General features: G+C 61.0%; 10 protein-coding genes. 8 read left to right on the top strand and 2 right to left on the bottom strand.

What is annotated here, in order from left to right:
• Positions 1–28 precede the first annotated feature (28 nt).
• From BMH52_RS24545 to dhaL, 5 genes are all read left to right on the top strand, one after another.
• Positions 29–1,036: a substrate-binding domain-containing protein gene (locus BMH52_RS24545; protein WP_014718192.1), complete on the top strand. Its 1,008-nt coding sequence runs from the start codon at positions 29–31 to the stop codon at positions 1,034–1,036.
• A 121-nt stretch (positions 1,037–1,157) separates the two neighbouring features.
• Positions 1,158–1,913: an SDR family oxidoreductase gene (locus BMH52_RS24540; RefSeq protein WP_073845338.1), complete on the top strand. Its 756-nt coding sequence runs from the start codon at positions 1,158–1,160 to the stop codon at positions 1,911–1,913.
• Between the two features lie 27 nt (positions 1,914–1,940).
• Positions 1,941–3,056, top strand: a complete 1,116-nt coding sequence (locus tag BMH52_RS24535; RefSeq protein ID WP_019817618.1) for an erythritol/L-threitol dehydrogenase — start codon at positions 1,941–1,943, stop codon at positions 3,054–3,056.
• 156 nt (positions 3,057–3,212) lie between these two features.
• A complete protein-coding gene (locus BMH52_RS24530) occupies positions 3,213–4,214 on the top strand; it encodes a dihydroxyacetone kinase subunit DhaK (RefSeq protein ID WP_072434463.1) in 1,002 nt (333 codons plus the stop codon).
• Between the two features lie 3 nt (positions 4,215–4,217).
• Entirely contained in the window at positions 4,218–4,862 is a 645-nt protein-coding gene (dhaL, locus tag BMH52_RS24525) for a dihydroxyacetone kinase subunit DhaL (protein WP_019817619.1), read from the top strand.
• 133 nt (positions 4,863–4,995) lie between these two features.
• On the opposite strand, the gene sohB is transcribed toward dhaL, so the two are convergent.
• Positions 4,996–6,021: a protease SohB gene (gene sohB / locus BMH52_RS24520; protein ID WP_014718187.1), complete on the bottom strand. Its 1,026-nt coding sequence runs from the start codon at positions 6,019–6,021 to the stop codon at positions 4,996–4,998.
• 194 nt (positions 6,022–6,215) lie between these two features.
• Between sohB and BMH52_RS24515 the strand changes: the two genes are divergently transcribed.
• Positions 6,216–6,926, top strand: a complete 711-nt coding sequence (locus BMH52_RS24515) for a histidine phosphatase family protein (protein WP_014718186.1) — start codon at positions 6,216–6,218, stop codon at positions 6,924–6,926.
• 56 nt (positions 6,927–6,982) lie between these two features.
• A complete protein-coding gene (locus BMH52_RS24510; RefSeq protein WP_014718185.1) occupies positions 6,983–7,297 on the top strand; it encodes an SCP2 sterol-binding domain-containing protein in 315 nt (104 codons plus the stop codon).
• Between the two features lie 129 nt (positions 7,298–7,426).
• Here BMH52_RS24510 and BMH52_RS24505 read toward each other — a convergent pair whose 3' ends face one another.
• The gene (locus tag BMH52_RS24505; RefSeq protein ID WP_073845336.1) at positions 7,427–10,063 is read right to left on the bottom strand and encodes a glucosidase; all 2,637 of its coding nucleotides are present in this window, start codon (positions 10,061–10,063) and stop codon (positions 7,427–7,429) included.
• A gap of 198 nt (positions 10,064–10,261) precedes the next feature.
• On the opposite strand from BMH52_RS24505, the gene BMH52_RS24500 reads away from it, so the two are divergent.
• On the top strand, positions 10,262–11,677 hold the full coding sequence (locus BMH52_RS24500; RefSeq protein ID WP_073845334.1) for a VOC family protein: 1,416 nt from the start codon (positions 10,262–10,264) through the stop codon (positions 11,675–11,677).
• Positions 11,678–11,962: the final 285 nt, after the last annotated feature.

The raw sequence follows: 11,962 nt of genomic DNA, 5'->3' as shown, positions 1-11,962 counted from the left end.
ACCCATAACAATAACCGGAGTTCTACTTATGAAACTGGGTACCACCCTGGCCGCCGCGGCGGCCCTCTCCCTGCTCGCCAGCAGTATCGCCCTGGCCGCCGACGGCAAGACCTACAAGATCGGCGCAGCCGTCTATGGCCTCAAGGGGCAGTTCATGCAGAACTGGGTTCGTGAGCTCAAGGAGCATCCGGCCGTCAAGGATGGCACCGTGCAGTTGACCGTGTTCGACGGCAACTACGACGCCCTGACCCAGAACAACCAGATCGAAAATATGGTGACCCAACGCTACGACGCGATTCTGTTCGTGCCGATTGATACCAAGGCCGGCGTCGGCACCGTCAAGGCCGCCATGAGCAACGACGTGGTGGTCATCGCCTCCAATACGAAAGTAGCCGATGCCAGCGTGCCGTATGTGGGTAACGACGACGTGGAAGGCGGCCGCCTGCAGGCCCAGGCCATGGTCGACAAGCTCAACGGCAAGGGCAACGTGGTGATCATCCAAGGCCCGATTGGCCAGTCGGCGCAGATCGACCGGGAAAAAGGCGAGCTGGAAGTGCTGGGCAAACACCCGGACATCAAGATCATCGAAAAGAAAACCGCCAACTGGGACCGCGCCCAGGCCATGACCCTCACCGAAGACTGGCTCAACGCCCACCCCAAGGGCATCAATGGCGTGATCGCCCAGAACGACGACATGGCCCTGGGCGCCGTGCAGGCCTTGAAGTCCCATGGCCTCACCGCCAAGGATGTGCCCGTTACCTCTATCGACGGCATGCCGGATGCGATCCAGGCGGCGAAAAAGGACGAAGTCACCACCTTCCTCCAGGATGCCCAGGCCCAATCCCAAGGCGCACTGGACGTGGCCCTGCGCGCCCTGGCAGGCGAGGACTACAAGCCGCAATCGGTGATCTGGGAGCGCTACGCCAAGGACGTGAAATGGGCCGACGGCACAGCCAAGAACTACATCCTGCCCTGGGTGCCGGTGACCAATGCCAATGCGGATGCGCTGTACAAGCAAGTCAGCGGCGGTAAGTAGTTTGATCGTTCCCACGCTCCGCGTGGGAACGCATCCCGTGACGCTGCGCGTCACTTAACATCGGAACGCAGAGCGTTCCACGCGGCATTCCCCCGCAGAGCGTGGGAACGAGGAGTCATTCATGTCTGGTTTCTGGAACCAAGCCTTCGACCTCAGCGGCCGTTGCGCGGTGATCACCGGTGGCGCCGCCGGCATCGGCCTGGCCTGCGCCACCTTGCTGGCGGAACGCGGCGCAAGGGTGGCGCTGCTGGACCGCGACCCGGCCGTGGTCGAGGTGGCCGCCAGCCTGGGTGCCGGGCACCTGGGCATTGCCGTCGACCTCGGGAGGATCGACCAGATACAACCGACCGTCGACAAGGTGTTCGCACATTTCCAGCGCCTGGATTACCTGATCAACAGCGCAGGCGTGGTGCTGCTGGACAAGGCCATCGACGTCAGCGAAAGCGCCTGGGACACCACCCTGGACATCAACCTCAAGGCCAGCTTTTTCATGGCTCAGGCCTGCGCCAGGCACATGATCGCCCAGGGCAGCGGGCGCATCGTCAACCTGGCGTCCCAGGCCGCCGTGATTGGCCTGGACCGTCACGTCGCCTACTGCGCCAGCAAAGCCGCCATCGTCGGCATGACCAAAGTATTGGCCATGGAGTGGGCGCCGCAGGTGAACGTCAATGCTATCTCCCCCACCATCGTCGAAACCGCCCTGGGTAAAAAAGCCTGGGCCGGCGAGGTGGGTGAGCGGGCCAAATTGCAGATCCCGGCAGGTCGCTTTGCCCAGCCGGAAGAAATCGCCGGGCTGGCGCTGTACCTGCTCAGCGATGCCGCGCAGATGATCACCGGCGCCAACATGGTGATCGACGGCGGTTACAGCATTCAGTAATTCATCGTTATGTCGTGAGGTTTTGTCATGTCCACTGTCACCGAACGCACACCTGAACAACTCGCCCCGAGCATCCCGAAAACCATGCAGGCTGTGGTCTGCCACGGCCCGGAAGACTACCGCCTGGAAACCGTCGACGTGCCCACCCCCGGCCCCGACGAGATCCTGACCAAAGTCGAGCTGTGCGGCATTTGCATGGGCGATATCAAGACCTATCGCGGCGCGCCGTCGTTCTGGGGCGATGCCGAACAACCGCGCTACGTGAAGCCACCGATGATCCCCGGGCATGAGTTCGTGTGCCGCGTGGTCGCCCTTGGCCCAGGCGCCGAGAAGCGCGGCGTGGCCGTGGGCGACCGGGTGATCTCCGAGCAGATCGTGCCGTGCTGGGGCTGCCGCTTTTGCAACCACGGCCAGTACTGGATGTGCCAGAAGCACGACCTGTATGGCTTCCAGAACAATGTGCAGGGCGCCATGGCCCAATACATGATCTTCACCAAGGAAGGCATCATCCACAAAGTACCGGAATCCATCGCCCCCGATGAAGCGATCCTGATCGAGCCGCTGGCCTGCTCGCTGCACGCGGCGGAACGCGCCAATGTCGACCATGACGACATCGTGGTGGTCGCCGGCGCTGGCACCCTGGGCCTGGGCATCATCGGCGCGGTGCGGTTGCGCAACCCGAAAAAACTCATTGTGCTGGACATGAAACCCGAACGCGCCGCCCTCGCCCTGCGCCTGGGCGCCGATGAAGTGTGGAACCCGGCCGAGGTGGATGTGCTGGCGAAAATCCGCGAAATCACCGATGGCTACGGCTGCGACATTTATATCGAAGCCACCGGGCACCACAAGGCGGTGAACCAGGGCCTGGCGATGCTGCGCAAGCTGGGACGCTTTGTCGAATTCAGCGTGTTCAATGACGAGGCCACGGTGGACTGGTCGATCATTGGCGATCGCAAGGAGCTGGATATCCTCGGCTCACACCTGGGACCGTATATGTACCCAAGGGCCATCGACTTTATCGGCAACCGCAAGATCGACATGCGCGACGTGGTGACCCACAAGTTTGCGCTGGCGGATTTCAAGGAAGCGTTTGCAGTGATGGAGCGCGGCGATAAATCGCTCAAGGTTGTGCTCGAACCCTGATCTGAGTAACAACACAAAACCCTGTGGGAGCTGGCTTGCCTGCGATGACGGTGCATCAGTAAAAAATCCCCAGCTGACACACCGCCATCGCAGGCAAGCCAGCTCCCACAGTGGAATAGTGCCGCCCCTTAGAACAAGAACACAGGAACCCGCGTTATGAATCGAGTCATCAACGATCCCGACCAAGTGGTCGAAGACATGCTGCGCGGCATCCTGGTCGCGCACCCCGAGCTGCGCCAGTACGAAAGCAACCCACGGGTCATCGTCAAGGCCAAGCCCTCAGCCCAGGGCCGCGTTGGCATTGTCACCGGCGGCGGCTCCGGGCATGAGCCGGCGTTCCTCGGTTATGTTGGCCCAGGCCTGGTGGATGCGGTGGCCGTTGGCGAGATTTTTTCCTCGCCCACCGCCAAAAGCTTTTTCGACGCCTTCCGCGCTGCCGACCATGGTGCTGGCGTTGCCTGCCTGTATGGCAACTACGCGGGCGACAACATGAACGTGAAGCTGGCGATGAAAATGGCCGCCAGCAAAGACATGCGCATCCGCACGGTGGTCGCCAACGACGACGTGGCGTCCGCGCCCAAGGCCGACATCGCCAAGCGTCGCGGTGTAGCCGGGGAGATCTTCATGTGGAAGATCGGCGGTGCCGCCGCTGCCCAGCATTACGACCTGGACGGCGTGATTCGGGTGGCGCAGAAAACCGTCGACCACTGCCGCTCGATTGGTATCGGCCTTACGCCCTGCACCATCGCCGCGGTGGGCAAGCCGAACTTCCAGATTCCCGACGGGCAGATGGAATTAGGTATTGGCCATCATGGCGAGCCGGGCATCGAAGTCATCCCGATTGAACCGGCCGCCGCCATGGCCAAGCGCATGCTGGCGCCGATCCTCGCCGACCGCGATTTCAGCCAGGACGACAGCGTGGTGGTGTTGGTCTCAGGCCTGGGCGCCACCCCGGTGATGGAGTTGTATATTTTCTACGCCGAGGTGGAAAAACAGCTCAAGGCCAAAGGTTTGAAGATTCACCGTTGCTACGTGGGCAACTACTTCACTTCCCTGGAGATGATGGGCGTGACCTTGACCCTGCTCGGCCTCGACGCCGAGCTGAAAACCCTGATCGACCAACCCTGCCGCTCCATCGGCATGACCCAGGCGGAGTGAACCATGAGCCAGCATTTTTCCACCCATGATGGCAGCGCCATCGTCGCCGACCTGGTCAGCGTGATCGTGGCCAACCGGGAGTACCTCAGCGAAGTCGACGGCGCTATAGGCGATGGCGACCATGGCATAAACATGGCCAAGGGCTTTGCCCATTGCGGCCGCACGATCGAAGGCCGCCAACTGACCCTGGCCGAAGCTCTGGATGAACTGACCCTGAGCCTGATGGAAGGCATCGGCGGCTCCATGGGGCCCTTGTATGGCAGCCTGTTTATCGGCATGGCCGACGAAGTGCGCGGCAGTGAAGACATCGACGCCGCCACCTTCGCCCGCCTGCTGCGCGGCGGCTTGACCTCGCTGCAGGACATCACCGAAGCGGGCGTGGGCGACAAGTGCTTGATGGATACATTGATTCCGGCGGTAGAAGCCTTTGAACGGGCGCAGGCGTCGGGGCGTTCTTTCAGCGATGCGCTCGATGCGATGAAAACGGCCGCCTCCCAAGGGCGGGATTCGACCAAGGACCTGGTGGCCAAGATTGGCCGGGCCAGTCGTTTGGGTGAGCGCTCCCTCGGCGTTCTGGATGCCGGGGCCGTGTCGTGCTGCCTGATCCTTACGCAGTTGGCGGACTCGATTAAACCCCGCTTAACCTGACATGACCGAAAACCAATGTGGGAGCGGGCTTGCTCGCGAATGCGGAGTGTCAGCCAGCAAATCTATTGACTGATATACCGCATTCGCGAGCAAGCCCGCTCCCACAAGGGATTACCTGGTTTTCAGTACTGGCTTACCAGAACCGCTGCTGGGTCAAGCGGCTCCACCAGGTCAACAGCACCCGGTCCACCGAACCGCTGGCCGCCAGGCCCACGCGCTCTTGCAGGCTCTTACGCTCGGCATAGTGCAAGTGGAACACTTCGGCGGTCTTGGCCTTGGTAGCCAGGTATTCGTCGCTGGTTTGCAGCTCATCGACCAGCTGCTTGTCGAGGGCAGCGACGCCCAACCACACTTCACCGGTGGCCACCTCGTCAATCGCCAACTGCGGGCGGTAACGCGAGACGAAGTTCTTGAACAGCTGGTGGGTGATGTCCAGGTCCTCCTGGAACTTCTCCCGGCCCTTCTCGGTGTTTTCGCCGAACACTGTGAGCGTGCGCTTGTATTCACCGGCGGTCAGCACTTCAAAGTCGATGTCGTGCTTTTTAAGCAGGCGATTGACGTTGGGCAACTGCGCCACCACGCCAATGGAACCGAGGATGGCGAAGGGTGCACTGATGATCTTCTCGCCGATGCAGGCCATCATGTAGCCGCCGCTGGCCGCCACTTTGTCGATGCACACGGTCAACGGCACGCCGGCCTGGCGGATACGCGCCAGTTGCGAAGAGGCCAGGCCATAGCTGTGCACCATGCCGCCGCCGCTTTCCAGGCGCAGCACCACTTCATCCTTGGGCGTGGCCAGGCTCAGCAGTGCGGTGATTTCATGGCGCAGGCTTTCGGTGGCCGAGGCCTTGATGTCACCGTCGAAATCCAGCACGAATACCCTCGGCTTGGGCTCGGGCTTCTTCTTGTCTTTTTTCTTTTCAGCTTTGCTTTCGGACTTGCGCAGGGCCTTGAGCTGGTCCTTGTCGAGCAGGCTCGACTCCAGACGCTCGCGCAAGCCCTTGTAAAAATCATTCAGCTTGCTGACCTGCAATTGGCCGGCGGATTTACGACGACCTTTGCTGCGCAGTGCTGCAAAGCTGATCAGTACCACCAGAATAGCGACCACCAGGGTGACGGTCTTCGCCAGAAAGCTCGCGTATTCGGCCAAAAAATCCATATGTCTCCTTAAAAAATGCACTGCGCCGGGCGCGGATGGCCCCAGCATACCGACGCCACTGCGAAGGAGCCAGTGATCAAACCGCCAGCAGGCGGGCTCCAACGCGCTTTTAAAACAAGCGTATGTTTTTTCATTGACAGCTCGCAGGCATCCTCATAACCTCGCCAGACTTTCAACGTACCGGGAAAACGGACGTGGGCAGCATTTATCTCATTCGACATGGCCAGGCCTCCTTCGGTGCAGACGACTATGACGTCCTCTCGCCCGTTGGCGTGGAACAAGCGCAAGTGCTCGGTCGCCACCTGGCAGACCTGGGCATTGCGTTTGACCGCTGCATCGCCGGCGACCTGCGTCGCCAGCAGCACACTGCCAGCGCCACGTTCGATCAGTACAGCGCCTTGGGCTTGCCGGTTCCGGCGCTGGAAACAGATAGCGCGTTCAACGAGTTCGACGGCGAAGCGATCATTCGCGGCCTGTTGCCCGACCTGCTCAGCAGTGAACCGGATGCCGTGCACATCCTGCGCAACGGCCCGCAGAACCGCAGCGAGTTCCAACGCATTTTCGCCCTGATCATCGAGCGCTGGCTGGCCGGCACCTATGACCCACCAGGGCTGGAAAGCTGGCTGGGGTTTGTCGAGCGGGTTCAGGGTGGCTTGCAGCGCATCCTGGAAGCCGCGAACCACACCGACAAAATCGCCGTATTCACCTCCGGCGGCACCATCACCGCCCTGCTTCACCTGATTACCCGAATGCCTGCCGCCCAGGCCTTCGAAATGAACTGGCAAATTGTTAACACCTCGCTCAACCAACTCAAGTTCCGTGGTCGCGAGGTGGCACTGGCTTCCTTCAACAGTCACGCCCACTTGCAACTGTTGAAGGCGCCGCAGCTCATCACTTTCCGATGAACTGTGGCCAACCGTGACCCCAAGGTCACTGGACTCTACCCTTAAGGATCGAAACCATGACTGACGTAGCTAAAGCCGTAGAAGCAATGAAAGCCAAATTCAACCCAAGCGCTGCCGAAGGCTTGGACCTGGTGTTCGGTTTCCGTATCGACGACACCAAGAATTTCTCGCTGGTGGTCAAGGACAAGACCTGCGAACTCAAAGAAGGCGAAAACCCTGACGCTCAGGTCACCCTGGTGATGGACAGCGAGACCCTGGAAGGCATCGTCGACGGCTCCACCGACGGCATGCAGGCGTTCATGGGCGGCAAGCTGCGCACCGAAGGCGACATGATGCTGGCGATGAAGCTGAGCGAGCTGTTCCCTTCCTGATTCACGGGTAACCCTGAATCTCTGTGGGAGCGGGCTTGCTCGCGAATGCGCAGTGTCAGCTAAATGCATCAGGCACTGAACCACCGCATTCGCGAGCAAGCCCGCTCCCACATTTGGTTTGTGGATTGCTCAGGGTTTTGGTTGTAACAGTAACGCCACCAACGCGCTCCACCCGGTCTGGTGTGAAGCCCCCAGCCCTCGCCCTGTCTCTCCATGAAAATACTCATGGAACAACACCAGGTCACGACTGGCCGGGTCCTCCTGCAACTGTGCATAGCCCGCCATCGACGGCCGCACCCCGTTTTCATCTCTTAGAAACAACCGCGTCAGCCGCTCGCTGAGGCTGTCAGCCACCTCCTCCAGAGACGCCAGATACCCACTGCCCGCCGGGTACTCCACGGAAAAGTTATCGGCGTAGTAGCGGTGAAACTCGCGCAACGATTCAATCAGCATGTAATTGACCGGCATCCACAGTGGCCCGCGCCAATTGGAGTTGCCACCGTACAAGCGTGAGTCGGACTCACCGGGCTGGTAACTGGCACACAAGGTGTCGCCATTCATCTTCAACGCCAGGGGCTGCTCGGCGAACGCCTTGGACAGGGCGCGCACGCCAAAGGCCGACAAGAACTCCTGATCATCCAGCATGCGCCGCAGCAAATCCTTGGTGCGTTCACCGCGCAGCAGCGCCAGCAACAGGCGGTTGCCCTGCCCCGGTTCGGTCCAGCGCGAAACCAGCTTGGCCAGGTCCGGCCGATGATGCATAAAGCCCAGCAGGCGCTCGCGCAAGCCCTCCAAGCCTTCATGCTCGCGCTGCTCCAGCACCAGCACCGCGAACAGCGGCATTAACCCGACGATGGAGCGCAGGCGCACCGGCTCGCTCTGGCCATCAGGGCGGTGCAGCACGTCATAGAAAAACTGGTCCTGCTCATCCCACAAGCCTTCGGCGCTGTCATCGACGCGGTTAATAGCGCCGGCGATGTAGAGGAAATGCTCGAAAAACTTCACAGCAATATCCACGTACACCCCATTACGCTTGGCCAACTCCAGGCCGATGCGCATCAGGTCCAGGGCATAGGCCGCCACCCAGGCGGTGCCGTCGGCCTGGTCCAACTGGTAACCCGTCGGCAACGGGGCCGAGCGGTCGAACAAGGCGATATTGTCCAGGCCCAGAAAACCGCCCTGGAACAGGTTGCGGCCCTCGGCGTCCTTGCGGTTGACCCACCAAGAAAAATTCAACAGCAGCTTGTGAAAGATCCGCTCCAGGAAATCCATATCGCCCACGCCGGTCAGCGCCTTGTCCTGCTGATATACGCGCCAGCTGGCCCAGGCATGCACGGGCGGGTTGGCGTCGTCAAAGCGCCATTCGTAGGCCGGCAATTGGCCGTTGGGGTGCATGAAGCGGTCCTTTACCAGCAACAACAACTGTTGCTTGGCGTAACCAGGGTCGATCAGCGCGATGGCCACCGCCTGGAAGCCTTGATCCCAGGAGGCGTACCACGGGTATTCCCAGGTGTCTGGCATCGACAGGATGTCGAAGTTGCACAGGTGCCGCCAATGAGTATTGCGGATATGCAGGCGCTCGGGCGGTGGCGCGGGCTGGGCCGGGTCGCCGTCAAGCCACTGGTTCACGTCGAAATAGTACAGCTGCTTGGACCACAGCAGGCCGGCCAGGGCCTGGCGTTGTACAGTGCGCGCATCGTCATCGGCAAGGCCCTGTTGCAACACCGAGTAGAAGTCATCGGCCTCCTGGCGGCGCTGTTCGAACAGTTTGCGCGCATTGACACCGGGCGCGCCCACCGGCGCAAAACGCAGGTAAAGGGTTTTGCTTTCCTGGCCTGCCAGCTCAAGGGTGAAATGCGCGGCCACCTTGGTACCGGCGTCCCGGCGAACGGCCGACTCAACCGCGCCCACCACGTAATCGTTAATGCCATCCTTGAATGGCCCCGGCGCCGGTTGCCCGTCCAGTTTGGGCCGATTGGTTTGGTTTTCGCAGAACAGCCACTGCAACCCGTCCTGGCCCCAGGCACTGAGGTGGCGATCATCGAGTTCATGATGAAGCGCCAGAATCCGCTCGCCGTCCAGCCTCAAGCTGGGCTTGGGTGCATCGAAGGTCCAGCTCCAGTCATTACGCGCCCAGAGCTGGGGCAGCACCTGCAGGCGTGTGGGTTGGTCCGAACGGTTATGCACGGTGACGCGCATGAAAATATCGTCGGGTTGATGCTTGGCGTATTCGACACTGACATCGCAGTAATGGTTATCTGCAAACACACCGGTATCAAGGATTTCATACTCGGCATCATCCAGCCCACGACGGGCGTTTTCGGCGATCAGGTCGGCGTAGGGAAACGCCGCATGGGGGTATTTGTAGAGCATGCGCATGTAGGCATGGCTCGGTACGCCATCGACGAAAAAGTACAGCTCCTTGACGTCTTCACCATGGTTGCCTTCGGCGTTGTCGAGGCCGAACAGACGCTCCTTGAGGATTGCATCGCGCTCGTTCCACAGCGCCAGGCCCAGGCACCAGCGTTGGGCCTTGTCACTGAAACCGGCCAACCCGTCCTCGCCCCATCGATAGGCGCGGCTGCGAGCGTGTTCATGAGGGAAGTAGGCCCAGGCGTCACCGTCGGCGCTGTAGTCTTCGCGCACCGTGCCCCACTGGCGTTCACTCAGGTACGGCCCCCACTCGCGCCAACGTTCGGCGTGTTGCGTTGCCAGGCGCTGGCCTTCAATGGTGCCCAGCAGGTTGGTTGCGGGTTTGGCCGTCATCGGGTCCTCCTTCACCTACACAGTGAGGCGCAGTGTAGAGCGCAATGACGCCCGCATGCACATGAAGACTTGGACGCAAGGTCAACTCATTCATTTGCAGAATGAAGTCCAGAGGAATCTTCGTTTGCAAGCCGGCCGGCCGCTCAACAAAATCGGGCAAAGGCCACGATCATCGCTCCAGTCATCAGGAATTTTTCTATGCACGCCACCGCCCATGTCAGCCCCGACGAGATCCGCAAGGGCTTTTCCAAGGCCATGTCCGACATGTATCGAGATGAAGTGCCCTTGTACGGCGCGCTGCTTGAGCTGGTGGCCCAGACCAATGCCCGCGTGCTCGACAGCGAACCGGGCCTGGCGCATCAACTGCAACGTACCGGCGAAATCCAGCGCCTGGACATGGAACGCCACGGCGCCATCCGCCTGGGCACCGCGGCGGAACTGGCAACCATCAGCCGTTTATTCGCGGTGATGGGCATGCAACCGGTGGGCTACTACGACCTCACCCCCGCTGGCGTGCCTGTTCACTCCACCGCCTTTCGCGCCGTGCATGAACATGCGCTGCAAACCAGCCCGTTTCGCGTGTTCACCTCATTGCTGCGCCTGGAACTGATCGAAAACCCCGACCTGCGTGCCTTCGCCGAAAGCGCCCTGGCCAAACGCTCGATCTTTACCGCCGAGGCGTTGGCATTGATCGACCAGGCAGAGACCCAAGGCGGCTTGAATGCCAGCGATGCCGAGGCCTTTATCCGCCAGGCCCTGGAGACGTTCCGCTGGCACCACACTGCCACGGTCACCGGCGCCCAATATCAGCAACTGAGCGACCAGCACCGCCTGATCGCCGACGTCGTCGCGTTCAAAGGCCCGCACATCAACCACCTCACCCCACGCACCCTGGACATCGACCAGGTGCAGGCGGCGATGCCTGGCAAAGGCATTACCCCCAAAGCCGTGATCGAAGGCCCACCTCGGCGCCAGTGCCCGATCCTGCTACGCCAGACCAGCTTCAAGGCCTTGGACGAACCCATCGCCTTCACCGATGCCCACGGCAGCCACAGCGCGCGCTTCGGCGAAATCGAACAACGCGGTGTCGCGCTTACGCCTAAAGGTCGCGCCCTGTACGACCAACTGCTGAACGCCGCCCGCGACGAACTCGGCACATTCCCCAATGAAGCCAACGCCGAACGCTATGTGCAATTGATGGAACAGCACTTCCATGCCTTCCCCGATAACTACCCGCAAATGCGTGAGCAGGGCTTGGCGTATTTTCGCTACTTCGTCACCGACAAGGGCTTGGCGGCACGCGGCCAGGTAGACCAGCCACGCACGTTGCAGACGCTGGTCAACGCCGGTCATGTGGCGGTGGAACCGCTGGTGTACGAGGATTTTCTGCCGGTCAGTGCGGCGGGAATCTTCCAGTCAAACCTGGGGGATGGGGCGCAGAGTCACTACGCGGGCAACTCCAACCGGGCAGCCTTCGAGCAGGCGCTGGGGCGCAGCACGATTGATGAGCTGCAGTTGTATGAGCAGACGCAGCAGCGTTCCATGGATATATGCGTTGAAACGCTGTTGAAATGGACTGGATGCAAGACCGAACGCCAAGCGTCACGGCGTTGATGGTAACCACGATGCGAAGCGAGCCGCTTTTGATCTTGATCTTGCTCTTGATCTGCTTTTGATCTTAGGCGCCCCATCAAACCACGCTGGCCGGAATTCGACAGGGATTTGGGGGGTAAACCGGCAGGGATGCCGGTTTAGCCGCCCCGCGCCATGGATGGCGCGTGGCGGCGGCCCCCCAAATCACTGGCGGATTACGGGCACACCGAGCCTAGGCGAGGTGCCGAGTGGTGGGGCAAGAGGTGTTGCTTACTTATGGCATTTCGGTTATCCAGATCTACGAGA

The sequence above is a fragment of the Pseudomonas sp. BTN1 genome (assembly GCF_001907715.1).
Classification (GTDB): Bacteria; Pseudomonadota; Gammaproteobacteria; order Pseudomonadales; family Pseudomonadaceae; genus Aquipseudomonas; species Aquipseudomonas paracarnis.
Note: the sequence above shows the minus strand (reverse complement) of the source record. Positions and strands in the feature narration are given on the sequence as shown.